Genomic DNA, 24,906 nt, shown 5'->3' with positions numbered 1-24,906 from the left:
CCGGTAGGGCGCGCAAAGGTGCTCACAAGCGGCCAAGAAACGCCATCCGGGTGCGGGTGGCCCACGGCGCGTGCCGGAACAGCCCGGCCATGGCCAGCGCGGTGCCGCGCACGTCCTCCCGGCCGGAGAGGTAGTGCGCCTGCTCGGCCTCGGGCATGGCGAAGAACAGCTCGAAGAACCGCGGCAGGTCACCGGCGGGCAGCGCGAGCAGCACCCGCAGCCCGCTGCGGCGCAGCGCGTGCACCGCCTTGGCCGAGGGCGACCACAGCACCCGCCACCCGGCGGCCACCGCGGCCGGGGCCCCGGCGGGCAGCGCGGCGTGCACGGCCTCGGCCACCCTGGGCGCCAGGGCGAGCGCGGCGGCCACGCTGAACCCGGTGGCCGGGTGCACCAGTCCGGCGGCCGCGCCGAAGGGCAGCAGGTCGCGCACCCTGGGCGGCGGATCGTCCACTCTGAACCGGACGCGTTCCTGGGTTTCGTTGCCGGACAAGGAGATTCCGTACTCGCCGAGCCGGTCGGCGAGCTTGCGGCGCAGCTCCGGGTAGCCCAGTCCGGGCCGCCGGGCCAGCGAGGTCTCCTCCAGCAGGGTGCGGCCGTCGCCCAGCGGCTGGGCGTAGAGGAAGGTCGGCCAGTCCGAAGGCCCGTTGCTGGCGTGCCGCCAGTCCATGAACACCGACTCGCCCGGCGGCACCAGTTCGGCGACCCGCTCGCTGGGCAGCAGCACCCCGTAGGCGGTCTGCTCGGCCGCGGGCCGCCGGGGGCGTCCGCCGCAGAGGGCGCGCCGGTCGCCGGTGGCGTCGACCACCAGCCGGGCGGCCAGCGCCTGCCCGTCGGTGAGCTGGACCAGGCTGCCGTCGCAGGTGTGCGCGACGGTGACCGCCGAGCCCTGCCGCACGGTCAGCTCCGGGTGCCGCAGGTGCTCGCGCAGGGCGGCGTTGTCCAGCAGCGCGTAGCGGCGGGTCAGCTCGTGCCGGGTCTCGGCGATGGCGACCGTGCGCTCCGGGCAGCTGCGCACCACCGAGCCGGGCAGGTCGATGGGCAGCTCGTCGGTCCAGGCCGCGTAGGTCTGCCGCCAGGGCCTGCCCGGCGCGGGATCGAGCACGGTGGTGCGCAGGCCCAGCCGCGCACAGGCGCCGGCGAGCGCGAACCCGGCCGGTCCGCCGCCGACGACCACAACGTCCTGCACGTGCATCAGCGAATCATGCGCTACCGCCGCTGGGGAACCGCGATCCGGTCGAGATCGGCGGCGACCACCAGTTCGCCGTCGAAGTGCCGGGCCGCCTCGGCGCGGAAGGCCTCCAGGTCGGGGTAGCGCTGGGAGAAGTGGGTGAGCACCAGTTTCCGCACCCCGCACTCGGCCGCGACCAGCCCGGCCTGACCCGCGGTGAGGTGCCCGACCTGGGCGGCCAGTTCGGCCTCGCTGTCCAGGAAGGTGGACTCGATGACCAGCAGGTCCACCCCGTCGGCCAGCTCGAAGACGTTCGGACAGAGCCGGGTGTCCATGATGAAGGCGAACTTCTGCCCCGGCCTGGGCACGCTGACCTGGCTGAGCTCGATCCGCCGGCCGTCCAGGTCGAGGTGCCCGTCCTGGCGCAGCTGCCGCACCAGCGGCCCGCGCACCCCGGCCGCGGCCAGCTCCTCCGGCAGCATGCGCAGCGAGTCCGCCTCGACCAGCCGGTAGCCGAAGGCCTCCACCGGGTGCGCCAGCCGCCGCGCCTCCAGGGTGCCGAAGGAGCCGGTGGCGATCACCCCGTCGGCGTGCACGGGTTCCTCGCGCAGGTCGGCGGTCTCGAAGAAGGAGGTGGCGTAGCGCAGCCGGTGGAAGTAGTCCGCGCCGGAGGCCGGGTAGTGCGCGTGCACCGGGTGCGCGACCTTGTCCAGGGACAGCCGCTGCACGATGCCGGGCACGCCGAGGCAGTGGTCGCCGTGGAAGTGGGTCAGGCACAGCCGGGTGATCGAGCTGGCCGGGACTCCACTGTGGACCATCTGCCGCTGGGTGCCCTCGCCCGGGTCGAACAGGAAGCCCTGGTCGTCCCAGCGCAGCAGGTAGCCGTTGTGGTTGCGCTGCCGGGTGGGCACCTGGCTGGCGGTGCCCAGGACGATCAGTTCGCGGTTCGACACGGTGGGGACTGTAGGCGGGGGAGCCTGGCCGGGCACGCCTATTCGCGGCCGGGGCGGACGATGCCGTGCTCGTAGGCGAAGACGATCACCTGGGCGCGGTCGCGCAGGCCGAGCTTGGTCAGGATGCGGCCCACGTGCACCTTGACGGTGAGCTCGGACAGGTGCACCCGCGCGCCGATCTCCCGGTTGGACAGTCCCTTGGCCAGCGCGCGCAGCACCTCCTGCTCGCGGGCGGTGAGCGGGTCGGGCAGCCGGTCGAGCGGGTTGGGGCGTGCCGGGGCGGGCAGCTGGTCGGCGAAGCGCTCGATCAGCCGCCGGGTGACCGCGGGGGCCAGTGCGGACTCCCCGGCGGCGACCACCCGGATGCCGTGCACCAGTTCGGCCGGCATGGCGTCCTTGAGCAGGAAGCCGGACGCCCCCGCGCGCAGTGCGCCGTAGACGTACTCGTCCAGGTCGAAGGTGGTCAGCACGAGCACCCTGGCCCCGGCGCTCTCGGCCACGATCCGCCGGGTGGCCTCGATGCCGTCCATGCCGGGCATGCGCACGTCCATCAGCACCACGTCCGGGCGCAGCGCCCTGGCCAGGGCGATCGCCTCCGGCCCGGTGCCTGCCTCGCCGAGCACCTCGAGATCGGGTTCCGGGCTGAGCACCGAGCGGAAACCCAGGCGCAGCAACGGTTGGTCGTCCACCAGCAGCACGCCGACCATCAGGCCTCCCAGGGCACCCGCGCGCGGACCAGCCAGCCACCGTCGGCCGAAGGTCCGGCGCTGACCGCACCACCATAGGCCGCGGCGCGTTCGGCGATCCCGGACAGCCCGTGCCCGCCCTCGCCCGGCCGCCCGGTCCCGTTGTCGGCGACGGTGAGTTCGAGCGTGTTGTCCTTGTGCCGCAACCGGACCTGGGCGCGCGCGCCGGGTCCCGCGTGTTTGAGCGTGTTGGTCAGCGCCTCCTGGGTGATCCGGTGGACGAGCAGGCCGAGGCCGGGATCCTCGTTGTCCGGCAAGGCTTCCCGGCACAGCTCCACCGGCAGCCCGGCCACCCGGAACTGCTCGGCCAGGTCCCCGAGGTCGGCCAGACCCGGTTGCGGGGCAAGGGGTTGCTCGCCTTCGCGGAGCAGGCCGACCAGGCGGCGCATGTCGGCCAGCGCGGCGCGTCCGGTGGCCGAGGTCTTGGCCAGGAGGTCCTTGGCGTTGGCCGGGTCGGCGGCCGCGCCGTCGGCCAGGGCGATCATCACGGCCAGGTTGTGCGCGACGATGTCGTGCACCTCCCTGGCGATCCGGGTCCGCTCGGCGGTGGCCGCGGCGCGGGCCTGGTGGTCCAGCTGTTGCCGCCGGTGGTCCTGGCGCAGCCGCTGGCTGAGGCCGAGCAGCGCGGTGGCGGCCAGGGTGGAGAGCACGCCGATGAGCACCTGGGTCGGCGGTCCGCCCGTCAGCCAGGCCCAGCCGACCAGCAGCGCGCATACCGCCACCGCAGGCCACAGCTGCCGGGCCGTGGTGTGCCGGGCCACCGCGTAGAGCGCGAACAGCGGCGCGGACACCAGGAACGCCCCGGTGTGCCCGGTCAGGTAGCAGCCCAGGGCGAGCGCGGCCACCAGCCAGAACACCGGCGCCGGCGCCCGCCGCCGCCACACCAGCGGCAGGTGCACGGCGGCGAAGAACAGCCAGCCCAGGTCGTGCACGCCGGTGCCGGGTTCGAGCACGCCGGGCGCGTCGTCACCGCCGAGGGTCACCGGCAGCACCAGCGCCGCGGCCAGCGCGGCCAGTCCGGCGTCGTGCAGTCGCTGTCGGTTCATGGTGTGCCCCCCCGGTCACAGCTCGCGGCGGCGCAGCACCGCGCCGCCGCACCCCAGCAGGAGTATGGCCCAGCCCAGCGCCACCGCCGCGCCCCAGCCGGGCGAGGGCAGCGGGCCCTCGCCCGCGCTGAACATGGCCTGTAGCGCGAGGGTGGGCAGGTAGGGCAGCACGGCGTCCTGGAGCCCGGCGGGCAGCGAGCCGAGCAGCGCCTGCGGCAGGACCACCAGCCCGAGCACGAACACCCCGATCGCACCGGCCAGGTGCCGCACCAGCGTGCCCACCGCCAGACCGAACAGCGCGGCGAGCACGGTGGCCTCCGCCGCCCCGGCGATGGCGAGCAGCACCCCGGGGTCGCCGAGGGAGATCGGGGCGGTCGCGAACGCCTGGTGCGCCAGGAAACCGGCCAGGTAGCCCAGGAGCAGCGCCGGCGTGGTCACCGCCACCAGCACCACCGCCTTGGCCCACAACACCGGCAACCGCGCCGGCACCGCGAGCAGGGTGGTGCGGATCAGGCCCGAGCCCTGCTCACCGGCCATGCCCAGCACGCCGAAGATGCCGATGGCCAAGGCGTAGACCAGGAATCCACCGCCCACCGCCTCGGCCACGGTGGCCGGGCGGAACCGCTGGTGCCAGCCGATCAGCCCGGCCAGCCCGGTCAGCGCCACCGGCAGCCCCAGCAGCACCAGCCAGGTGGAGCGGGTGGCGACCAGCTTGGTCCACTCCGCGTGCACCACCCGGCCGAAGGTGATCACCTGGCCTCCCCGAACTCGACCGCGTCCCTGGTCAGCGCCAGGTAGGCGGGTTCCAGCGAGCCGTCCGCCGCGGTCAGCTCGGCGATCGGCGCGTCGGCCAGCAGCCGCCCCCTGCCGATGACCAGCAGGTGCTGGGCGGTCAGCGCCATCTCGCTGAGCAGGTGGCTGGAGACCAGCACGGTGCGGCCCTGCGCGGCCAGCTCCCGCAGCAGCAGGCGCAGCCAGCGCACGCCGTCGGGGTCGAGGCCGTTGGTCGGCTCGTCCAGCACCAGCGCGGCCGGATCGCCGAGCAGCGCGCCCGCGATGCCCAGCCGCTGCCGCATGCCGAGGGAGAACCCACCGGCTCGCCGGTCGGCCGCCGGACCGAGCCCGGCCGTGGCGAGCACCTCGCCGACCCGGGAGTCGGGCAGGCCGTGGGTCTGGGCCAGGGCGCGCAGGTGCTGCCGGGCGGTGCGTTCCGGGTGTGCCGGGGTGGCCTCCAGCAGCGCGCCGAGGCGGCGCAGCGGATCCGGCAGGCCGGGGTAGCGGCGGCCGTCGACGGTGGCGCGGCCGCTGCTGGGCCTGCTCAGGCCGAGCAGCATCCGCAGGGTGGTGGACTTGCCCGCGCCGTTGGGGCCGAGGAAGCCGGTGACCCGGCCCGGCCGCACCGTGCAGGTCAGCCCGTCCACGGCGGTGGCGCCGCGGTAGCGCTTGGTGAGCCCGATGAACTCAATCATGGCGCTGAGGCTAGGAATCAGCGCCGGTCGCCGTCGTCTGCCACAGGTCGGCGGGATGGGGCCGCCGGTACGACCAAGGGCGTACTCAGGCGTGCCGCAGGTAGGTCAGCACCGCGCTGACCCGCCGGTGCACCTGCGGCTCCTCGGCCAGGCCGAGCTTGGCGAAGGTGGAGTTGACGTGCTTCTCGATGGTCGACTCCGACAGCGTGAGGTGCTCGGCGATGGCCCGGTTGGTCTTGCCCTGGGCCATGTGCCGCAACACTTCCAGCTCGCGCGGGCTCAGCCTGGTCAGCGGCGCGTCGGCGGCCTTGGCCCGGCTGCCCAGCAGCACCTCCACGATCCGCGGGTCGATCACCGAGCGGCCGGAGCGGACCTCGTGCAGGGCCCGCAGCAGCTCGTCGACCTCGCCGATGCGTTCCTTGAGCAGGTAGGCCAGGCCGTCGGTGCCGTGCTGGAACAGGGCGAAGGCGTACTGCTCGTTGGCGTGCTGGGAGAGCACCACCACACCGATGTCCGGGTGCTGGCTGCGGATCTGGTGCGCGGCGGTGATGCCCTCGGTGTGGTGGCCCGGCGGCATCCGGATGTCGGTGATCACCGCGGCCGGCTTGAACCGGGGCACCGCGTCCAGCAGCTCCTCCGCGGTGCCGACCGCCGCGACCACCCGCACCTCGCCGCTGTCCTCCAGCAGCCGCCTGGTGCCCTCGCGCACCAGGTAGTGGTCCTCGGCGATGACGATCCGCAGCGGTTCAGGCATCAGCGGTCTTCTCCACGATCTCGATACGACAGTCCACAGTGGACTCAGGTCGGGCGGTGGCCGGTAGCCGGGCGGTGATGGTGGTGCCCGCGCCGGGGGAGCTGGCGATGCGCAGTCTGCCACCGACCGCTTCGGCCCGGTCGCGCATCCCGGTCAGCCCCAGTCCGCCGCGGCCGTCCCGGAAACCGCGGCCGTCGTCGTGCACGGAGACCACCAGCTCGCCGTCCTGGAGTTCGAAGTGGACGGTCACCGCGGTGGCCTCGGCGTGCTTGAGCACGTTGGTCAGCGCCTCGGAGACCAGGAAGAAGGCCGACTCCTCCACGTCGATGCCGAAGCGGGCCGCGCGCAGCTCGGGCGCGCAGTCCACGGTCACCGGGATCGGCAGCCGCCGGGCCCGCGAGGTGACCGCGGCGATCAGGCCCTGGTCGGTGAGCACCGGCGGGTGGATGCCGTGCGCCAGCTCGCGCAGCTCGTCGATCACCCGGTAGGCGTCCTCGCGCACCTCGGCCAGCGTGCCCTCGGCCGCCTCGCCGCCGCGCTTGAGCTGGTTGCGGGCCAGCGCCAGCTTGGCCACCAGCGCGACCAGCTCCTGCTGGATGCCGTCGTGCAGCTGCCGTTCGATCCGCCGCCGCTCGGTGTCCTGGGCCTGCACGATCCGGGTCCGGGAAGCCTCCAGCTCCTTGGCCTGCCTGGACACCTGCTCGACCCGCTCGCCCAGCTCCCCGGCCAGGTTGGCGTTGTGCACCGCGAGCGCGGCCTGCCGGGCCAGGGTCTCCACCAGGTCGTGGTCCTCCGGGGTGAACCGGCCCTCCACCTTCGGCCCGTACTCCAGCACCCCGAGCTGTTCCTCGGCGTGCCGCAGGGGAAAGCGGGTCGCCTGTTCCTCGGTCACCGTGCCGGCCACGCTGACCACCGGCGGACTGCCGGGATCGCCCGGCCTGCCGAGCTCGACCCGCGCCCACTTCAGGTTCAGCCCGCTCTGCAGGCTGCGCGCCAGGTGCGGGGCCAGCCTGGGCAGGTCGTAGGCGTGCTCCAGGGTGGTGCCGAACTGCACCAGCAGCTCGAACCCGGTCAGCCTCGGCCCGTAGACCCGGCGCGCGGCGGCCTGGTTGAGCTGCTCGCGCAGTGGCTGGAACAGCAGCATCGCCGCGGCGGTGACCAGCGCGACCAGCCCGACCGGCAGGTACTGGCCCGCGGTCCAGCCCAGCATGGTCGCGGTGCCCAGGTACCAGCCGCCGATGACCAGCCACAGCAGGCCGTAGACCACCGAGCGCGGCACCACCAGGTCCACGCCGAGCAGCCGTCGGCGCAGCGCGGCGACCACCACGACCACCGGGATCAGCGAGTACGGCAGGGTGCCGATCAGGCGGCCGATGACGTACAGCCAGCCGGTGTCCACGTCCACCCGCCAGGACCGGGTGACCAGCAGCACCGCGCGGGCCAGCATGATCGTCGTGGTCAGCACGGCCAGCGAGAGCAGCCACGGCTGGGATGTGCCCGCGCGCCTGGCCAGCACGCAGCGGATGAGCAGCATGATCCCGGCGCCGACGTGCAGCCAGGCGAAGGGTTTCTGCGACCACAGGTACATCGAGGAGATGGGCAGCCCGCTGGCCGCCACGAACAGCGGCACCGGCAGCAGGAACCACAGCGCGCGCAGCAGCACCCGCTCGTAGCGGTGCCGGAAGCGGCCGTCGGGCAGCAGCGCGACCAGGTAGATGATCAGGATGTTGAAGACGAACTCGAGGACCTCGTTGCCGATCGCGCCGAACCACATCCAGAAGCCCGGCGAGAGCCAGTCCGCGTCCGAGGTGAGGAAGTGCAGCGGGTAGTTGGTGGCCAGCCCCACCGCCAGCAACGAGCCGAAGACCAGCAGCAGCCGCGCCACCGGATGGTTGGGGGCGGCCCGCCACACCAGCAGGCCCGCCGCGTAACAGGGCAGCACCGCGGTCAGCGCCCAGGACAGGGTCAGCCGCGCGGGCAGCAGGAACAGCGTCACCGGAATCGTGACCACCAGGCTCAACGCCCCAGCGGCAGCCACCAGCCGCAAGGGCGTGTCCTTCCCCGTCACCCGCTCATTCTGCGGCTTGCCCAGCCCGCCCGCCAGGAAGGCCCCCCTACACCGCGATGGCGGAAAACCTCCATCGCGACTGACGGCGCACCTGGTTCTGCGCGCGGGCCCGTCCCGGCAGACTCGGTGTCGCAAGAGATGACGGAAGGGCCCCCTTTCGACGCGGGTTCCTGGAGCACCTGGGGGTGTCCAGGAGCCCGCGTCCAGGCGCTGTGGAGGCCGTGCGATGGGTGTTCGAATCCGGCGACGCGAGCCGGAGCGGGGCGAGATCCCGCTGGTCAGGACTACGCGGATCGTGTTCTTCCTGCGCAGGATGCGGCGCGGGCCGCTCGGCGCGAGCTGTCGCTGACCAAGCCGGCTGTCGCTGACCGGGTCAGCGCGGCGGTGCGGTGGTCGCGCGCACGACCAGCTTGGTGTCCAGCCACTCCTGGCGCACCGGAGCCTCGCCGTCCTCGCCCGGACCGGCCAGCAGCAGCTCCACCGCGAGCCGTCCCGCCTCGCGCACCGGCATGGCCACCGTGGTCATCGCCGGATCGCAGAGCCCGGCGATGATCAGGTCGTCGAAGCCGGTCAGGCTGATGTCCTCGGGCACCCGGACGCCCTTCTCGCGCAACCGGGAGAGCACGCCGAGGGCCATCACGTCGTTGTAGGCGATGATCGCGGTGGGCTCGGCGCGCAGGGCCTCGTCGGCGGCGGCGACCCCGCCTTCGTAGCGGGGCGGGAACGGGCCGAGCTCGGTCACGGTCAGGCCGTGCCGGGGGGCCGCGGCGCGCAGGCCCTTGCGGCGCTGGTGGTTGGACCAGGAGGTGTCCGGGCCGCTGAGGAAGACCACCCGCTGGTGGCCCAGCTCGGCCAGGTGCGCGATGAGTTGGGCGATGCCGTCGGCGGCGTTCATCAGCGCGGCCGGCACCTCCGGCAGCACGCGGTTGACCAGCACCAGGCTGGACTTGGCCGCGACCTCCAGCAGTGACTCGTCGGTCAGCCCGGGCGCGCACACGATCAGCCCGTCGACCTGCTGGGCCATGGTGCGGACCAGCTTCTCCTCCAGCACCGGGTCCTCGTCGCTGTCGGCCACGAACACCGAGTAGTCGGCCTGCACCGCCGCGGCCTGCACCGCCTTGAGCATTCCGGTGAAGAACGGGTTCTCCACATCGGGCACCACGATGCCCAGGTTGCCGGTGCGCCCGGTGATCAGTCCGCGCGCCGCGCGGTTGGGCTGGTAGCCCAGCTCCGCGGCCGCGGTGAGCACCCGTTCCCTGGTCTGCTCCCGCACCAGGTTCGGCGCGCTGAGCGCCCGCGAGACCGTGGCCACCGACACCTGCGCCTGGCGCGCGACATCGCGGATGGTCGCCGGCGCTCCCGAAGTACCCCGTTGTCGCACTCGATCATCCTAGCCAGTGGGACCGCACGGTATGGGGACGCGCTGGTAACGGCGGTGCGACCGTTTTCATCCGGTCGCACCGCCGTCGGTCGCGCTACGCCGGTTTGGGTGAATCCAGGGTGGGCCGGGAACTATCCCGCCACCGGCCCCTGGTGAAGTCCGGGATGGGCACCGCCGCGCCCTTGCGCCGGATGGACTCCGCGCTCAGCGGCACCGGCGCGCTCCACACCGCCGAGTCGTAGACGTCGACCTCCGGCACCAGACCCAGGCGCATGGTCTGCATGGTCCGGTAGAGCATCAGGTAGTCCATGCCGCCGTGTCCGCCGGGGCCCGGCCCGATGTCGGTCCACAGCCAGTGGTCGTAGGACTTGAAATCGTCGAAGGAGCCCCACTTGTGCCCGGAGTGCTTGGGCTCGACGTAGATCCGCGGCGGGTAGTCCTCGAACACGCCCTTGGTGCCCGCGACCTGGTTGAGCCTGCTGTACGGGTAGGGGTTGGACACGTTGTGCTGCAACCGGATCACCTTGCCGCCTGCGGTCTGCAGCAGGCTCATCGTGGTGTCGCCCTTGACGTAGTGCTCCTTCCACGAGGAGTCACCCGGCTCCTCGTGCGCCTTCCGGTACTCGGCCATGCCCAGTGCCGGGGTGGCCATCGAGGTGATCCGCACCAGCCGGTCCCCGCGGTTGATGCCGAAGTACCCGGCCACCGGCCCGAGCCCGTGGGTGGGGTAGTGGTCGGCGTTGAGCTTGGTGTGCCAGGCCCGCCGCCACTCCGCGGCGTAGTAGGTGTCGGAGAGCAGCAGCTCGCGCAGGTCGTGGATGTAGGCCCCGGCGCCGTGCAGCACCTCGCCGAAGACCCCGGCCCGCACCATGCGCAGCAGCCGCAGCTCGTTGCGCCCGTAGCAGCAGTTCTCCAGCTGGATGCAGTGCCGCCGGGTCCGCTCCGAGGCGTCCACCAGCTGCCAGAGCTCGTGCACGGTCAGCGCCATCGGGCATTCGACGCCGACGTGCTTGCCGCCGTGCATCGCGGCCAGCGACATCGGCACGTGCCACTCCCACGGCGTGGCGATGTAGACGAAGTCCACGTCCTCGCGCCCGCACAGCTGCTCGTAGGCCCGCTCGCCCTTGCCGAAGGTCGCCGGTTCCGGCTGACCCGCGTCCCGGACCGCCTTGGCCGCCTTGGCCAGCGCCGCCGGGTTGGTGTCGCAGAGGGCGGTGACCCGGACGCCGGGCACGGCCAGGAACAGCGGCAGCATCGAGGCGCCGCGGTTGCCCAGGCCGATGATGCCGACCCGCACGGTCTCGTACCGCGCGAACGGCACGCCGATCATGGTCTTGCCGCGTGCGGGTGGCACGCGTTCCTCGTCAGCTCCGGTCTCGGCCGCGCCGCCCGGCGTGGCCCCAGCCGTGCCCGTGCCCAGCCCCGCGATGCCCAGCCCCGCGACCGCGGCACCGGTGCCCAGCAGCGACCGCCGTGACAGCGATGAGGTGGGCCGGTCCTGCTCCGTCATGACGCCTCCTGATTAAAGCTGACTGAAACTTCGTCGTTTCACGCAGTAGTGATCAGTAGGGGCAGGCTTACACAGGTTCGGGGACGAGGGGACCCGACGATCGGAGGGTGTGAGGGGAGGGGGTGTGGGTTGAATGTGACCGGTCGTCTTAAAGGGGGAGTGATCGAGCCGCTGGGAGCCCGTCAACCCGTCGGCTCGGCTCGACCGCCACTCGCCAGCCCCGCCGCCACTCATCCCGCCACTCACGCCGTCACCCACCCCGCCGCTCACGCCGCCACTCACGCCGCCACTCGCGCCGCCACTCACGCCGCCAGGCACCCCGCCCATCTTTAAGACGACCGGTCATATTCAGCTTTGGGCTAAGACGACCGGTCATCTATTCCAATGGGTCTGCCTGCCTGCCGTTCGGCGGGCGCGGAGGCGGGGCAGCAGTGAATATGACCGGTCGTCTTAGGGGCGACTCGCGTGACTCGACGACCGGGCCGATCGGCGGCTGAATCAGGCGATCTCGACCATCACCGTCGGCAGGAACCGCTCGTAAGCCCCAGCGTCAAAGCTCCCCGCCTGCGGATGCAACACCGCGGCCGCCGACAGCGCCGCCGCCTCCCGCAAGATCCGCGGCCACTCCCGCCCGTGCGCCAGACCAGCCGCCAGTGCCGCCACGCAGGCGTCCCCCGCTCCGGTCGGGTTCCCGGCCAGTCGCCGGGGCGGCCGCGCGCGCCACGACCCCTCGTCGGTGATGGCCAGCAGGCCCGCGGGGCCGCCTGAGGCCAGCACTGCCTCCGCGCCACCCGCGACCAGGGCCCTGGCCGCCGTGGCTGGGTCGGCGATGCCGGTCACCGCGCGCAGTTCGGCGGCGTTGGGCTTGATCGCGGTGGGGTTGCCGCCCAGGCCGTGGCGCAGGGCGTCGCCGTCGGCGTCCAGGACGGTGGGGGCGCGGCCGTCCACGATCTCCAGCAGTTCTCGGTAAGCCGTGGTGGGTAAGCCGGGGGGCAGGCTGCCGGAGAGGACCACCACTGAAGCAGTGGGGGCCAGGCCGGCGAAGTGCTCGCGGAAGCTGGCCCACTCCGCCTCGGTGACCTCCGGGCCGGGTTCGTTGAACAGGGTGGCGTCGCCGCCGCTGACCACGGCCACCGTGCGCCGGGACTCCGCGGCGATCTCCACCAGGGCCGAGGGCAGGTCCGACTCGGCCAGTTCGGCGCGGATGGCCCGGCCGGTGTCGCCGCCGGTCAGGCCGGTGACCACGGTGCTGTGGCCGAGGGCGTGGAGCACCCTGGAGACGTTGACGCCCTTGCCGCCCGCGCGGGTGCGCACCGTGCGCACCCGGTGTGTGGTGTGCGGTTGCAGGTCGTCGACGGTGTAGGTGACGTCCAGGGCCGCGTTCAGCGAGACGGTCAGGATCACGGGGCGGCTCGCAGCACGCCGAGCAGGCGCTCGGCCTCCACGGCCACGGCTTCCCGGCCGGCGGCGAAGTACTTGCGGGTGTCCACTGTGGACGGATTGGCGGTCAGGAACTCGCGCACCGCGGCGGTGAAGGTCTTGTTCAGGTGGGTGGCGATGTTGATTTTGGTCATGCCGGACTCGACGGCGGTGGTGAGGTCCTCGTCCGGCACGCCCGAGGAACCGTGCAGCACCAACGGAACCGGGACCTTGGCGTGCAGGCGGGCGATCAGGTCGAAGTCCAGTGCGGCGTCGCGGGTGAGCATGGCGTGCGAGCTGCCCACCGCGACCGCGAGGGCGTCCACCGTGGTGGCCGCGACGAAAGCAGCCGCCTCGTCGGGGTCGGTGCGCACACCCGGTGCGTGCACCCCGTCCTTGCCGCCGACCTCGCCGAGCTCGGCCTCCACGAAGACCCCGTGCGCGTGGCAGTGCTCGGCGATCTCCTTGGTGGCCTTGACGTTGTCCTCGTAGTCCATTGTGGACGCGTCGAACATGACGCTGGTGAAGCCCAGCGCCACCGCCTCGCGCACCAGCTCCGGGTCCTCGGCGTGGTCCAGGTGCACCGCGACCGGCACCGCGGCCGCGCGGGCCACCGCCAGGGTGGCCAGGCCGATCGGGGCCAGCGCGCCGTGGTACTTCACGCAGTTCTGGCTGATCTGCAGCACCACCGGCGCGCCTGCCCGTTCGGCCCCGGTGACCAGGGCCTCGGCGTGTTCGAGCTGGATGACGTTGAAGGCGGCCACACCGCGGCCCTCCCGCGCGGCCGCGGCGACGATCTCTCCGGTTGCTCTCAACGGCACGGCGCTGGCCCTTTCCTCAAGCGGTGGCGGTGGTTTCAGGAGTGGTCGAGGATGACCGAGCGGGTCAGGTGCCTCGGCTGGTCGGGGTCAAGGCCCTTGGCCGCCGCGATGGCCACCGCGAGGCGCTGCACCACCACCAGCTCGGCCATCGGGTCGGCCGCGCGCTGCCGGAACGCGCCGCCGGTGGCGGCCACGTCCTCGGCCAGGCCCTCCGGCGCCTGGCCGAACATCCAGGCCACCCGGTTCGGGCCGGTGATGCTGATCGGGCCGTGCCGGTACTCCATCGCCGGGTAGGACTCCGTCCACGCGCAGGCGGCCTCGCGCATCTTCAGCCCGGCCTCCTGCGCGATCCCGTAGGTCCAGCCCCGGCCGAGGAAGGTGAACTGCTCCGCGCCCACCAGCTCCGGCGCCAGCTCCTCGGTCAGCGCGGCCTCGGCGTCGGCGATCGCGGCGTCCAGGGACTCGCCGAGGCTGGCCCGCAGCAACGCCAGCGCGGTGGTGGCGAACCGGGTCTGCACCACCGAGCGCTCGTCGGCGAAGTCCAGCAGCACCAGGGCGTCGGCCGCGGTGCGGATCGGTGTGTCCGCGTCGCCGGTGATCGCCACGGTCGGGTCGCTGACCCGGCGGGCCAGGTCCAGCACCTCGGTGGTGGTGCCGGAGCGGGTGATCAGCACGATCCGGTCGTAGCGGCGGCCTGCCGGATACTCCGAGGCGGCGAAGGCGTCGGTGTGCCCGCGCCCCGCCGACTCGCGCAGCGCCGCGTAGGCCTGCGCGATGAACCACGAGGTGCCGCAGCCGACCACCGCGACCCGTTCCCCGTCGCGCGGCAGGACCCCGGCGTGTCCACTGGCCAGCGCGGCGGCCCTGCGCCAGCATTCCGGCTGGCTGCTCAGCTCGGTCACCACGAACGGCTGCACGGTCATGGCGCGCCTCCCTTTGTCCCCTGTATGTCCCCAGATGCGCTGAAGTATGCGCGTTGCTGCGTGTAAGTGCGCACAATAAGCAACAATAGTGCACGATCGACCATTCACAGTCGAGTGTGGCATGCGCGATCATGGTCGCGGAGGTGTGTGTGAACCGGTACGAGCGGCTGAACACCCTGTTGGAGATCCTGGCCGAGCGCGGGCGGGTGGAGGTCGACGAGATCGCCGCCGAGCTGGACGCCTCGGCCGCGACCATCCGCAGGGACCTCGACCACCTGGCCGGTCAGCAGCTGCTGACCAGGACCAGGGGCGGCGCGGTGGCGCACGCGGTCTCCTACGACCTGCCGTTGCGCTACAAGTCGGTGCGGCACGCCGATGAGAAGCAGCGCATCGGCAAGGAGGCCGCGGCACTGGTCGCGCGCGGCTCGGTGGTCGGCCTCAACGGCGGCACCACCACCACCGAGGTGGCCCGCGCGCTGGCCACCCGCGGCGACCTGCCGCACGTGGAGGGCGAGACCGCGATCACCGTGGTCACCAACGCGCTCAACATCGGCAACGAGCTCGCGGTGCGCCCGCAGGTGAAACTGGTGCTCACCGGCGGGGTGGCCCGCCCGCAGTCCTATGAGCTGATCGGCCCGCTGGGCACCAAGATCCTGGACGAGCTGACCCTGGACATCACCTTCCTCGGCGTGGACGCCATCGACCCGGTCAGCGGGGCCGCCGCCCACCACGAGGGCGAGGCCAGCATCAACCGGCTGCTCGCGGCCAGGGCGCGGAAAGTGGTCGTGGTCGCCGACTCCTCGAAGATCGGCGGTAGTGCCTTCGCCCGCATCTGCGGTATCGAGGACGTGGACGTGTTGGTCACCGACATCGACGCGAGTGAGGAGGACGTCCGCCGGTTCACCGAACGGGGGGTGGACGTGGTTCGGGTCTAGTGTCCTGAGCCGGGTGTCACGCAGGGCGGGCATGCGGTTACGGTTCGCGCAGTAGTGTTGACTACTGCGCATTTCACGGCGAGCATGAGCGAAATCACGCAAGTTGTGACCACTCTTCGCTCATCGGCGAGACTAGGGGAGAAGTCATGATCCAGTCGTCCAGGACAGCCAGGCGGACACTGTCCGTGCTGCTGGCCGCGGGCCTTGGCCTGACGGTCGCGGCGTGCGGAGGTGCGGGAGGCAGCGGCGACAAGGCGCTGACCTACTGGTCGATGTGGCGGGAGAACGAACCGCAGGCGCAGGTGCTCAAGGAGAGCGCGGAGGCGTTCAAGAAGAGCACCGGCATCGAGGTCAAGATCGAGTGGCAGGGCCGGGACGTGCTCAAGAAGGTCGCCCCCGCACTGCGCGGCGGTGATCTGCCGGACCTGGTGGACCAGGAAGAGAACCAGATCCGGGCCACCCTGGTCGCCAACAACGCCCAGCGTGATCTGAGCGGGCTGTACGGCTCGACGACGCCCAGTGGCGCGAAGGTCTCCGAGGTCGTGCCGGACCGGTACCTGACCAACGCCAAGAAGGACGGCAAGCTCTTCATGCTGCCGTACACCCTGCTCGGCTTCGGCCTGTTCTACAACGGCGCGGCGCTGCCGGAGGTGGCGAGCAAGCCGCCGGCGCGGTGGGCCGACTTCACCCAGTTGCTGGCCAAGCGCAAGAGCGAGGGCAAGACCCCGCTCGCGCTGGACGGCGATGTCGGTGACTACAACTCCTACTGGACCATCGCGGTGCTGCAGGGCGCGCTCGGCGTCGGCAAGGTCTCCGAGCTGGCCAAGGACCACGCGGGCACCGCGTGGAACACCGAGGCGGTCAAGAACGCGCTCGGCGAGGTGCGCAAGCTGGTGCAGAACGGCTACTTCATCCCCGGTTACGACGGCAGCAAGTTCCCGGCCGTGCAGGAGAAGTGGGCGCAGGGCGAGGCGGACTTCGTCAACGTGGGCAGCTGGGTGCCCAGCGAGGTCGGCAAGAAGGCCGTACCCGGCTTCCAGTTCAAGTTCATGCCGTTCCCGGCGATCAGCGGCAAGGTGAACGTGCCGTCCTCCACCGTCGGTTTCGCCATCCCGCAGCGCGCCAAGCAGGCGGAGAACGCGGAGAAGTTCGTCGCGTTCTTCCTCGGTGACGAGCACCTGGGCAAGATCTCCTCGGTGGCCAAGAACCTCACCCCGAACGCCAAGCTGACCGCGCCGCCGGAGCTGGCCGACGTGGGCAAGGCGCTGGCGGAGCACGAGTTGAGCCGTCCGCTCGACGGGGTCGACGCCGACTACCCCGGCTACAACAACGAGGTCTTCAACCCGGTCAACGACCAGCTGATCAAGGGCAAGATCGACGTGGACCAGTTCCTCACCCAGCTGGCCGCCGCGCAGGCCAACTACTGGAAGAAGAACGGCTGATGGCCGCCCCCGCCGTGCCGGTGGCCGTGGCCGCACCGGCACGGCGGGTCAGCGCCGGCGCGGCCGCGTCCGGACCGCTGGCCCGCCGTCGCCGCCAGATCTTCTGGCCGTTCCTGCTGCCCGCGCTGCTGCTGTACCTGGTCTTCTTCATCGGCCCGACCGCCGCCTCGGTGTGGATCTCCTTCCACCGCTGGAACGGCATCGGCGAGATGGAGCCCCGCGGCGTGCAGAACTACCTGCTGCTGCTGAACGACTCGATCTTCCTGACCTCCTTCGCCAACACCATGATCATCCTGGTCGGGGTCGGGCTGGCCACCTTCGCGGTCAGCTTCGCCCTCACCATGGTGCTGCGCGAGATGCGCGGCAAGAAGATCGTGCGCGCGGTGCTGTTCTTCCCCTACATCGTGGCGCCGCTGGTGCTGTCCATCCTGTGGGGCTTCCTGTTCTCCAGTGACGGCTTGGTGAACAAGGCCTGGCAGGCGATCGCCGGCGGCACCGGGCCGAACTGGATCGCCGACCACCTGTTCCTGATCGTGGCGATCGGCCTGGTGTGGATCAACACCGGCTTCTACACCACGGTGATCATGGCTGGCGTGGACCGGATCCCGCCCGAGCTGTACGAGGACTGCTCGCTGGCCGGGGCCAACGCCTGGCAGCGGTTCCGCTACGTGACACTGCCGCTGTCCTGGGACGTGGTGGCCACCGCGGCGGTGATCTGGACGATCTCCTCGCTGAAGATCTTCGAGTTCATCTACGCCTTCGGCGGCACCACCAACGACATGCCCACCCCGGGCATCTGGAACAGCGCGTTGTTCGTCTACGGCAACACCTTCGGCAACCGGGTGCCGCAATACCAGTTCGGCTACGCCTCCGCCGCGGCGGTGGCCACGCTGGCGGTGATCATCGTGCTGGTCGTGCTGCTGCGCCGGTTGATGCGGCGCGAGGCCGTCCAGTTCTGAGCGGGAAGGTCTTCTCATGACTGCGACCACGGAGGCCGCGCCGAAGGCCCGCCAGGAGCGGCAGCCGCTGCGCGCGGCCGGGCTCGGGCTGGTCTGGCTGCTGGTGGCCTTCAACATCGGCGTGCTGGGCTGGATGCTGATCGCCGCGCTGCGCGAGCACACCGCGATCTTCCGGCAGCCGTGGGGGCTGGACAGCTTCGGCGAGTTCGGCAACTTCGTGCGTGCCTGGGTGGACAGCAACTTCGGGCAGGCCGCGATCAACACCGTGGTGGTGGTGGCCGCCGCCTCCATCGTGGTGGTGCTGGTGTGCGCGCCCGCCTCCTACGTGCTGTCCAAGACCCGCACCCGGCTCTCCGGCGCGACCGCGGTGTTCTTCGCCATGGGCATCGGAATCCCGGTGCAGGTCATCGTGATCCCGCTGTACGTGCTGATGCAGGAACTGGGCCTGATCAACAACCTGTTCGGGCTGTTCGTGCTGTACGTGGCGCTGTCGGTGCCGTTCACCGTGTTCCTGCTGACCGGGTTCTTCGGCTCGCTGCCGGATGAGATCGAGGAGGCCGCGGCCATCGACGGCGCCGGGTCGGTGCGCACGTTCGTGCAGATCGTGCTGCCCTTGGCGCGCAACGGGTTGCTGACCGCGTTGATGCTCAACGTGATCGGGCTGTGGAACGAGACCTTCATCGCGCTGGTGTTCATCCAGAACACGGACAAGAACACGTTGTCGCTGTCGCTGCTGGGCTTCCTGCAGACCCAGCAGTACGCGGGCCTGGACTACGGCACGCTGTTCGCCGGGGTCAGCATCCTGGTGCTGCCGATGGTGGCGATCTACGTGTGGCTGGGCAGGCGGATCATCGAGGGACTCACCGTGGGGGCGGTCAAGTGACCACGATCGAACAGGGTCGTCTCACCCTGCCGGTGTCGGCGGTCGGGCCGGAGAACCCGTTGCCGCCCTTGGCCGGGCTGCCCGACGGCGCCGGCGCGGTAGACCTCTCCGAGGTGCCTGCCGACCTGGCGGCGGCCGCGGCCTACGGGCACGTGCGCGGCATGCTGCCCTACCTGACCCAGGACTCGTATCAGCGCGCCCCTGAAGAGTCCACTGTGGACACCGTGGTGCTGGACAACGGCCTGCTGCGCGCCACCTTCGTGCCCGCGCTCGGCGGCAGGCTGTGGTCGCTGGTGGACCTGGCGCAGGACCGCGAGCTGCTGCACGTGCCCAGGCTGCTGCAACCGGCGAACCTGGCGCTGCGCAACGCCTGGTTCGCCGGCGGGGTGGAGTGGAACATCGGCACCAGGGGGCACAGCCCGTTCACCTGCGCGCCGCTGCACGCGGCCAGGGTGCGCGGCCCCGGCGGGGTGCCGGCGCTGCGGATGTGGGAGTTCGAGCGGCTGCGCGGGCTGGTGTTCCAGGTCGACGCCTGGCTGGCCGAGGGCTCGCCGGTGCTGCACGTCGGGGTGCGGGTGCACAACCCGCAGGCGCACGAGGTGCCGATGTACTGGTGGTCCAACACCGCGGTCACCGAGACCCCGCGCACCAGGGTGCTCGCCCCCTCCACCAGCGCCTTCCGCACGCACTACAGCGGCAAACTGTCCAGAGTGGACGTTCCGGTGCACGAGGGGCTGGAGACCACCTACCCGGCCGGGATCCCGGATGCCGCCGACTTCTTCCACGACCTGCCGGAGGACCTGGACGGCAGGCCGTGGATCGCCGCGCTGGACGAGCACGGCTACGGCCTGGCGCAGGCCTCCACCGGGCGGCTGCGCGGCCGGAAGCTGTTCTGCTGGGGCGGTTCGGTCGGCGGGCGGCACTGGCAGGAGTGGCTTGGCGGTCAGGACACCCAGCCCTACTGCGAGATCCAGGCCGGCCTGTCCCGCACCCAGTACGAGCACCTGCCGATGCCCGCGGGCGTGGACTGGACCTGGGTGGAGACCTACGGTCCACTGCGGACGGACCCGGCGCTGGTGCACGGCGACTGGCCCGGCGCGGTGGCCGAGGTCGAGCGCGCGCTGGCCGGGACCAGCCCGGCGGACTGCCTGCGCGCCGCGCTGCACGAGTACGCCGAGGTGACCGCGAAGCTGCCGCCGGTGGCCGTGCTGCACACCGGAAGTGGCTGGGGCGCGCTGGAACGGCACCGCAGGGCCGCGGCGGGGGAGAACCCGCTGCCGCCGGAGGCCACGCCCTTCGCCGAGGACACCCTCGGCCCGGACCAGGCCCCGTGGCTGGCGCTGCTGCGCACCGGCGAGCTGCCCGAACCGGAACCCGCCAGCCCACCTCTGTCCTATGTGGACGGACCGGACTGGGCGGCCAGGCTGGCCGCCGCGCCGGAGCACTGGGCCACCGCCTACCACCGCGGCGTGCTGGCACACGGCGCGGGCGCGCTGGACGAGGCGGCCGAGGACTACCGCCGCTCCCTGGAGCTGCGCCCCTCGCCCTGGGCGGCGCGGGCGCTGGCCCTGGTCGCGGCCGAGCAGGGCGAACTGAGCACCGCCGCGGACCTGCTCCGGCAGGCCCTCGGCGGGGCGCCGCTGGTGTGGCAGCTGGCGGTGGAGACGGTGTCCGCGCTGCTCAAGGCGGATGACCCCGCCGCGGCGCTGACGGTGCTGGACGCGCTCGCGCCGGAGGTCGCCGGGCACGGGCGGGTGCAGCTGCTGCGGGTGCAGGCGCACCTCGCGGCCGGTGAGCGGGACCGGGCGGCCGAGCTGCTGCGGGCCGGCATCGAGGTGCCGGACCTGCGCGAGGGCGAGATCAGCCTGGACCACCTGTGGGCCCAGGCCTGTCCGGAGACCCCGCTACCCGCGCGCTACGACTTCCGCATGCACGTCTGACAACAGCGGCAGCAGGTCGGCCGGGGCTTCCACGTGCGCGTTGTGGCCCCGGCCCGGCAGGATCACCGGATCGTCGACCAGTGCCCTGAGGTGCTCGACCGGGCTCATCGGGTCGTGCTCGCCGGCGGCCAGGACCGTGCGGCACTTCGCGGTGGCCAGCAGACCGGGCAGGTCCGGCGCGCCGACGGCGAAGGCCCGCTGGTCGAAGGCCAGTCGCCAGCCACCGTCGGCGTGCACGTAGTCGGTGGCGACCAGGCCGCCGCCGTTGGTGGCGACCAGGCCGGTGCGCACCGCGCGGGAGTCCTCGGCGACCAGGCCGAGCAGGCCGGAGACCTTCAGGTGCCGGTCCGCGGCCTCGGCGCGGTTGTCGAACTCCTTGGCCGGTTTCGCGGCCAGCGCGGCCGCCTTGGCCAGCTCCTCCGGCTTCCAGCGCACCTTGACGCCCAGCCCGATCGCGGCGGCCACCGGCACGCCGAACCAGCCGGAGGCCAGGGTCAGCGCCAGCACCCCGCCCAGGGAGTGGCCGAGCAGGACCACCGGCCGGTCGACGGGCAGCCGCTCGGCGAGCGCCGCGGCCATGCCGCCGAAGGTGTAGCGGGGCAGGTGCTCGGCGGCCCCGTGTCCTGGCAGGTCAGGGGCCATCCAGTCGCCCGGCCAGTGCTCGGGCAGCAGCTCGTCCAGGCCGTCCCATACCGCGCCGGTCGCGCCGAGTCCGTGCAGCAGGACCAGCAGCGGGCCGACGTCGTGCGTGTCTCCCATGGCCGAGATCCTGCCGGAAACTGCCCGCGCCGGTAAGAATCCATCCGTGGCCGATGCGACCGAGGTGATCTTCAACCCGGACACCTACCTGACCGGGGTGCCGCACGCCGAGCTGGCCGAGCTGCGGGCGCGGTCGGCGGTGGTGTGGGTGCCCGAGCCCGCGGTGGACCGCTGGCCGGCCGGGCCGGGGTTCTGGGCGGTGCTGCGGCACGCCGAGGTCAAGCAGGTGCTGCGCGATCCCAGGGTGTTCTCCTCTCAGCTGGGCGCCACCCAGATCCGGGACCCGGCCACGCCCGCGGACCTGGCCTACGTGCGGCGGATGATGCTCAACCTGGACCCGCCGGAGCACGCCCGGCTGCGCACCCTGCTGGCCAAGGCGTTCACGCCCAGGACCATCGCCCGGCTGGAGCACCGCATCCAGGGCTGGGCGCACGAGCTGGTCGCGGCGGTGGCCGGGCGGGGGGAGTGCGACTTCGCCAAGGAGGTGGCCGCCGACCTGCCGCTGCTCACCCTGGCCGAGGTCTTCGGCGTGCCCAGGGAGGACCGCTGGCTGATGTTCGACTGGAGCAACCGCGCCATCGGCTACCAGGACCCCGAGTACGCGGTCAGCGCCAGGGTCGACGGCAGCGGCTCCAGCCCGATGGCCCGGCAAGCCCTGGCGCTGCGCCCGGTGCCGGATGAGCACGGCCGGGTGCCGGACCCGCGCACCCGCGCCGGGATGCCGGACCTGTACGCCTACGCGCGGGCCCTCGGCGAGCACAAGCGGCGCAACCCGGGCGAGGACGTGATGAGCAACCTGATGCGGCACGGCGAGACGGTGAGCATCGAGGAGTTCGAGAACCTGTTCTGGCTGTTCTCGGTTGCGGGCAACGAGACCCTGCGCAACGGCATCCCCGGTGGGTTGATCGCGCTGATGTCCAATGTGGACGAATACCGCCGGGTGCTGGCCGACCGGTCGCTGCTGCCGGGGCTGGTGGAGGAGATGCTGCGCTGGTGGACACCGGTGATGCACTTCCGCCGGACGGCCACTGTGGACACCCGGCTGGGCGGGGTGGACATCGCGGCGGGGGAGAAGGCGGTGGTGTGGTTCAGCTCGGCCAACCGGGACGAGCGGGTCTTCGCCGATCCGGACCGGTTCGACCCGGCCCGGCAGCCGAACGACCAGCTGAGTTTCGGTCACGGGCCGCACTTCTGCCTCGGCGCGCACCTGGCGCGGGTGCAGCTGCGGGCGATGTTCACCGCGGTGTTCGACCAGCTGGGCGAGGTCGAGCTCGCGGGCGAACCGGTGCGGTTGCGCTCGAACTTCCAGCACGGCGTGAAGCGGCTGCCGATCCGCTGGTCTAGTCGATCCGCTGGCTGACCGTCCCCGGCGCGCAGCTGTTCACGGTGACCCTGGGCGTGTCCTTGCCCGCCTGCACGCCGAGCTTGCAGCGCAGCGCGCCCTCGGCTGCCGGCAGCAGCTTGGCCTCCACCTGGAGCACTGTGCCGTCCGGCACCACCTGGGCGTGCGGGCCCTCACCGACCCGCAGCGTCTGGGTGAGCCGGATCTCCACCTTGCCGTCGGTGCTCTTGCCGGTGCGTTCCGCCGTGGCCTCACCCTGGCGGACCGGCGCGCCGCTCAGGTCGGTCATGATGCCGCGGATGAAGTAGCCAGCCGCGCCGATGGCGGCCAAGCAGCAGGTCAGCAGCAGGATGTCCCGAGTTCGTTTCCCCACGACCTCCACCATGCGGCAGCGGCGGCGCGTCCGGCTCGGACTTTTGGCCAAGGTCACTCGGCCGACTGGCCAGAGCCGGGCGCACCGTCGGTGGCCGGCCGGTCGCGCTGGGTCAGCTCACGTGCGCCGAGCCCAGCCAGGCCTCGTCCACCCGCAGCTGCTTGTGCCGCTTGCCGTCGCTGGCCGCGGCCCAGGTGCTGACCACCTCCAGGCGGACGTGCCGGGCCGTGGTCTGCGGGATGTCCACAAAGGACACGCCGCGGTGGCTGGGCAGCTGGCCGGAGGCGACCGGGGAGCCCCAGTTGGCGCCGTCCTCACTGACGTGGACCCGGTAGTCCTTGATCCGGGCGGACTGCTCGGTGGCCGAGCGGGCGTAGCTGACCGAGTCCTCCCGCTGGTTCAGCGCCAGGTAGCGCACCGGCTTGCGCGCGCCCAGGTCGAAGCGCAGGGACACCGGGGTGGTCTTGTCGCTGTCCCAGTAGGTCGCGTGGTCGCCGTCGTTGAGCAGCGCGGGGCCGTGCCCGGCGGCTGAGGCGGAGGCGGTCACCGTGACCGCGTTGGCCGGGTACACGCCGGTGCGGCCGCCGGTGTCCACCCGGAAGACCGTGTCGTACTGGTCCCAGTCGGTGACGCCGGTCAGGGTGAGAGAACCGTTGGCCTGACTGAACTTCACCGGGGCCCCGGTGCGCAGGTTGGTCACCTTGAGCACCCGGTAGCCGTTGTCCCGCAACCGGAGCGTGCTGCCGGAGGGGCGGGTGAGCGTGTGGATGTAGTGCCGGTCCGGGTTGTCCTTGGCCACCGTGGTGACGCCGTGCGCGCCGTCGTTCCAGAACCCCGGCTTCAGGCCGCCGTGGCCGTAACCGCCGCCGTGCATGCCGTGGATGGACTCGCGGATCTGGTCGAAGTAGCCCTTGAGGAAGTTGTTGAACGCCGCCTGCTTGGCCGGGAACTTGCCGTTCACCATGGCGGTCTCGGCCATCAGCGCCTTGACGTCGGAGCCGAGGTTGGTCACGTAGCGGCCGATGGTCAGCTGGTAGTCCACCGCCGAGTCGGAGCCGTTGTGCCACCAGGGGCCGGTGGAGGGCAGTTTGAAACAGGCCTCGATCAGTCGGGGCGCCGCGGTGTAGACCGCCTGCGGGTAGTCGTAGTCCGGGGACATGCCGGTCTTCTGCTCGTTGCTGATCGTGTCCATGATCGGCGTGTCCTCGTTGTTGTTGCTGAGCAGGAAGTGCGGCCGTTCCTTGCGCACCCGCTCATACAGGCCGTTGCGCTCCCAGAAGGCGTTGTCGTTGTCGATCCAGAACCCGGCCAGCTCCGGATACCGTTGCGCCACCTCGACGATGCTGTCGTAGCTGTACTCGCCGAAGCCGTCCCTGGTGGTGATGTCCACGTTGCGGCCCTTGTAGCGGGAGTAGGCGGCCGAGTCCAGCCAGCTGCCCGAGGGCCTGCCTTCCTGGTGCCACTGCGGATCGTCGGTCATGTACATGATGACCTTCATGTCCCGCTTGTCCGCCGCGTCCAGCAGCTCGCGGACGAAGTCCCGCTTGGTGGCGCAGCTGCCGGGCACCTTGGACGGCCACGCCTTGCCGTAGCCCAGCCTGCTGTGGAAGGAGGCCAGCACCAGGTACTGCGCGTGCAGCTTCCGCGCCTCGGTGATCCAGTAGTCCGGGCTCCAGCCACCGGCGGTGATCGCGTTCTCCCAGGCGGAACAACTGGTGTAGCCGGGCGAGGTGCGCATCCCCCAGTGCAGGAACAGCCCGGCGGTGGCGGCGCGCAGCCAGTCCTGGCGCGGGTGCACCACCTCGGCGGCGGCCGGGGTCACCCCGAGGCCGAGCAGGGCGAGCACGGAGAACAGGACGACGATGGCGGAACGTCGCCGGACGGGTGTCGACATCAGCTGCCTCCTCGGCGCGGCGGGTGCGGTTCAGGGGTACCGGCGGGCGCGGCGAGTAGGCAAGAGGTCATCGGAGGTCTAGACCGGACGGCGCGGGTTGTGTATCGATATAGTGCGATCG

General features: G+C 71.9%; 22 protein-coding genes and 1 pseudogene. 7 read left to right on the top strand and 16 right to left on the bottom strand.

Features of this window, described 5'->3' with window-relative positions; genetic code table 11:
* Positions 1 to 22 precede the first annotated feature (22 nt).
* From M8C13_RS22715 to M8C13_RS45510, 8 genes and pseudogenes are all read right to left on the bottom strand, one after another.
* Complete coding sequence (locus M8C13_RS22715) at positions 23 to 1,192, bottom strand: lycopene cyclase family protein (protein WP_256509487.1); 1,170 nt, start codon at positions 1,190 to 1,192, stop codon at positions 23 to 25.
* A 14-nt stretch (positions 1,193 to 1,206) separates the two neighbouring features.
* Complete coding sequence (locus tag M8C13_RS22710; protein ID WP_252482682.1) at positions 1,207 to 2,121, bottom strand: ribonuclease Z; 915 nt, start codon at positions 2,119 to 2,121, stop codon at positions 1,207 to 1,209.
* A gap of 38 nt (positions 2,122 to 2,159) precedes the next feature.
* On the bottom strand, positions 2,160 to 2,828 hold the full coding sequence (locus tag M8C13_RS22705) for a response regulator transcription factor (RefSeq protein ID WP_252482681.1): 669 nt from the start codon (positions 2,826 to 2,828) through the stop codon (positions 2,160 to 2,162).
* Positions 2,828 to 3,913 carry a sensor histidine kinase gene (locus M8C13_RS22700; protein ID WP_252482680.1) on the bottom strand — a complete coding sequence of 362 codons (1,086 nt, stop codon included), beginning with the start codon at positions 3,911 to 3,913 and terminating at the stop codon, positions 2,828 to 2,830. Before M8C13_RS22700 ends, M8C13_RS22705 begins: the two co-directional genes overlap by 1 nt.
* Positions 3,914 to 3,928: 15 nt before the next feature.
* On the bottom strand, positions 3,929 to 4,666 hold the full coding sequence (locus M8C13_RS22695) for a hypothetical protein (protein WP_252482679.1): 738 nt from the start codon (positions 4,664 to 4,666) through the stop codon (positions 3,929 to 3,931).
* A gap of 62 nt (positions 4,667 to 4,728) precedes the next feature.
* Positions 4,729 to 5,382, bottom strand: a pseudogene (locus M8C13_RS22690) (ATP-binding cassette domain-containing protein); the annotation flags it as partial.
* Positions 5,383 to 5,467: 85 nt separating this feature from the next.
* Positions 5,468 to 6,136, bottom strand: coding sequence for a response regulator transcription factor (locus tag M8C13_RS22685; protein ID WP_252482678.1), 669 nt, complete (start codon positions 6,134 to 6,136; stop codon positions 5,468 to 5,470).
* Entirely contained in the window at positions 6,129 to 8,204 is a 2,076-nt protein-coding gene (locus tag M8C13_RS45510; protein WP_252482677.1) for an ATP-binding protein, read from the bottom strand. Before M8C13_RS45510 ends, M8C13_RS22685 begins: the two co-directional genes overlap by 8 nt.
* A gap of 226 nt (positions 8,205 to 8,430) precedes the next feature.
* On the opposite strand from M8C13_RS45510, the gene M8C13_RS44640 reads away from it, so the two are divergent.
* On the top strand, positions 8,431 to 8,553 hold the full coding sequence (locus M8C13_RS44640) for a hypothetical protein (protein WP_256509486.1): 123 nt from the start codon (positions 8,431 to 8,433) through the stop codon (positions 8,551 to 8,553).
* A gap of 24 nt (positions 8,554 to 8,577) precedes the next feature.
* Here the strand turns inward: M8C13_RS44640 and M8C13_RS22675 are convergent, their stop codons facing one another.
* The 5 genes from M8C13_RS22675 to M8C13_RS22655 all read right to left on the bottom strand — a co-directional run bounded on the left by M8C13_RS22675 (position 8,578) and on the right by M8C13_RS22655 (position 14,258).
* A complete protein-coding gene (locus M8C13_RS22675) occupies positions 8,578 to 9,585 on the bottom strand; it encodes a LacI family DNA-binding transcriptional regulator (RefSeq protein ID WP_252482676.1) in 1,008 nt (335 codons plus the stop codon).
* A gap of 94 nt (positions 9,586 to 9,679) precedes the next feature.
* Complete coding sequence (locus M8C13_RS22670) at positions 9,680 to 11,095, bottom strand: Gfo/Idh/MocA family protein (protein WP_252482675.1); 1,416 nt, start codon at positions 11,093 to 11,095, stop codon at positions 9,680 to 9,682.
* Between the two features lie 498 nt (positions 11,096 to 11,593).
* On the bottom strand, positions 11,594 to 12,499 hold the full coding sequence (locus M8C13_RS22665; protein WP_252482674.1) for a 1-phosphofructokinase family hexose kinase: 906 nt from the start codon (positions 12,497 to 12,499) through the stop codon (positions 11,594 to 11,596).
* Positions 12,496 to 13,335 (bottom strand): class II fructose-bisphosphate aldolase, encoded by an 840-nt coding sequence (locus M8C13_RS22660; protein ID WP_252482673.1) that lies wholly within the window; start codon positions 13,333 to 13,335, stop codon positions 12,496 to 12,498. The genes M8C13_RS22665 and M8C13_RS22660 overlap by 4 nt, the downstream gene beginning before the upstream one ends.
* A gap of 35 nt (positions 13,336 to 13,370) precedes the next feature.
* The gene (locus M8C13_RS22655; RefSeq protein WP_252482672.1) at positions 13,371 to 14,258 is read right to left on the bottom strand and encodes an SIS domain-containing protein; all 888 of its coding nucleotides are present in this window, start codon (positions 14,256 to 14,258) and stop codon (positions 13,371 to 13,373) included.
* A gap of 149 nt (positions 14,259 to 14,407) precedes the next feature.
* Here M8C13_RS22655 and M8C13_RS22650 point away from each other — a divergent pair, with 149 nt between their 5' ends.
* The 5 genes from M8C13_RS22650 to M8C13_RS22630 all read left to right on the top strand — a co-directional run bounded on the left by M8C13_RS22650 (position 14,408) and on the right by M8C13_RS22630 (position 20,417).
* Positions 14,408 to 15,193, top strand: coding sequence for a DeoR/GlpR family DNA-binding transcription regulator (locus tag M8C13_RS22650; protein ID WP_252482671.1), 786 nt, complete (start codon positions 14,408 to 14,410; stop codon positions 15,191 to 15,193).
* A gap of 146 nt (positions 15,194 to 15,339) precedes the next feature.
* A complete protein-coding gene (locus tag M8C13_RS22645) occupies positions 15,340 to 16,635 on the top strand; it encodes an ABC transporter substrate-binding protein (RefSeq protein ID WP_252482670.1) in 1,296 nt (431 codons plus the stop codon).
* Positions 16,635 to 17,594, top strand: a complete 960-nt coding sequence (locus M8C13_RS22640; protein ID WP_252482669.1) for a carbohydrate ABC transporter permease — start codon at positions 16,635 to 16,637, stop codon at positions 17,592 to 17,594. Before M8C13_RS22645 ends, M8C13_RS22640 begins: the two co-directional genes overlap by 1 nt.
* Before the next feature lie 16 nt (positions 17,595 to 17,610).
* Positions 17,611 to 18,477: a carbohydrate ABC transporter permease gene (locus M8C13_RS22635; RefSeq protein ID WP_252482668.1), complete on the top strand. Its 867-nt coding sequence runs from the start codon at positions 17,611 to 17,613 to the stop codon at positions 18,475 to 18,477.
* The gene (locus tag M8C13_RS22630) at positions 18,474 to 20,417 is read left to right on the top strand and encodes a DUF5107 domain-containing protein (RefSeq protein ID WP_252482667.1); all 1,944 of its coding nucleotides are present in this window, start codon (positions 18,474 to 18,476) and stop codon (positions 20,415 to 20,417) included. Before M8C13_RS22635 ends, M8C13_RS22630 begins: the two co-directional genes overlap by 4 nt.
* On the opposite strand, the gene M8C13_RS22625 is transcribed toward M8C13_RS22630, so the two are convergent.
* A complete protein-coding gene (locus M8C13_RS22625) occupies positions 20,382 to 21,176 on the bottom strand; it encodes an alpha/beta fold hydrolase (RefSeq protein ID WP_252482666.1) in 795 nt (264 codons plus the stop codon). The genes M8C13_RS22630 and M8C13_RS22625 overlap by 36 nt on opposite strands.
* Positions 21,177 to 21,240: 64 nt before the next feature.
* On the opposite strand from M8C13_RS22625, the gene M8C13_RS22620 reads away from it, so the two are divergent.
* A complete protein-coding gene (locus M8C13_RS22620) occupies positions 21,241 to 22,536 on the top strand; it encodes a cytochrome P450 (protein WP_374213117.1) in 1,296 nt (431 codons plus the stop codon).
* On the opposite strand, the gene M8C13_RS22615 is transcribed toward M8C13_RS22620, so the two are convergent.
* Positions 22,517 to 22,891: a hypothetical protein gene (locus tag M8C13_RS22615; RefSeq protein ID WP_252482664.1), complete on the bottom strand. Its 375-nt coding sequence runs from the start codon at positions 22,889 to 22,891 to the stop codon at positions 22,517 to 22,519. The two genes, M8C13_RS22620 and M8C13_RS22615, sit on opposite strands and share 20 nt — an antisense overlap.
* Before the next feature lie 112 nt (positions 22,892 to 23,003).
* Entirely contained in the window at positions 23,004 to 24,785 is a 1,782-nt protein-coding gene (locus tag M8C13_RS22610; RefSeq protein ID WP_252482663.1) for a discoidin domain-containing protein, read from the bottom strand.
* Positions 24,786 to 24,906 lie beyond the last annotated feature (121 nt).

This window comes from Crossiella sp. SN42 (assembly GCF_023897065.1).
Taxonomy (GTDB): domain Bacteria; phylum Actinomycetota; class Actinomycetes; order Mycobacteriales; family Pseudonocardiaceae; genus Crossiella.
This window is presented reverse-complemented; position numbering and strand designations above follow the sequence as displayed.

What these genes read in the sequence shown, in the direction of transcription:
- M8C13_RS22715 (WP_256509487.1), bottom strand. Translation starts at nt 1,192, where the DNA reads ATGCACGTGCAGGACGTTGTGGTCGTCGGCGGCGGACCGGCCGGGTTC.
- M8C13_RS22705 (WP_252482681.1), bottom strand. Translation starts at nt 2,828, where the DNA reads ATGGTCGGCGTGCTGCTGGTGGACGACCAACCGTTGCTGCGCCTGGGT.
- M8C13_RS22700 (WP_252482680.1), bottom strand. Translation starts at nt 3,913, where the DNA reads ATGAACCGACAGCGACTGCACGACGCCGGACTGGCCGCGCTGGCCGCG.
- M8C13_RS22685 (WP_252482678.1), bottom strand. Translation starts at nt 6,136, where the DNA reads ATGCCTGAACCGCTGCGGATCGTCATCGCCGAGGACCACTACCTGGTG.
- M8C13_RS44640 (WP_256509486.1), top strand. Translation starts at nt 8,431, where the DNA reads ATGGGTGTTCGAATCCGGCGACGCGAGCCGGAGCGGGGCGAGATCCCG.
- M8C13_RS22670 (WP_252482675.1), bottom strand. Translation starts at nt 11,095, where the DNA reads ATGACGGAGCAGGACCGGCCCACCTCATCGCTGTCACGGCGGTCGCTG.
- M8C13_RS22655 (WP_252482672.1), bottom strand. Translation starts at nt 14,258, where the DNA reads ATGACCGTGCAGCCGTTCGTGGTGACCGAGCTGAGCAGCCAGCCGGAA.
- M8C13_RS22645 (WP_252482670.1), top strand. Translation starts at nt 15,340, where the DNA reads ATGATCCAGTCGTCCAGGACAGCCAGGCGGACACTGTCCGTGCTGCTG.
- M8C13_RS22640 (WP_252482669.1), top strand. Translation starts at nt 16,635, where the DNA reads ATGGCCGCCCCCGCCGTGCCGGTGGCCGTGGCCGCACCGGCACGGCGG.
- M8C13_RS22635 (WP_252482668.1), top strand. Translation starts at nt 17,611, where the DNA reads ATGACTGCGACCACGGAGGCCGCGCCGAAGGCCCGCCAGGAGCGGCAG.
- M8C13_RS22625 (WP_252482666.1), bottom strand. Translation starts at nt 21,176, where the DNA reads ATGGGAGACACGCACGACGTCGGCCCGCTGCTGGTCCTGCTGCACGGA.
- M8C13_RS22610 (WP_252482663.1), bottom strand. Translation starts at nt 24,785, where the DNA reads ATGTCGACACCCGTCCGGCGACGTTCCGCCATCGTCGTCCTGTTCTCC.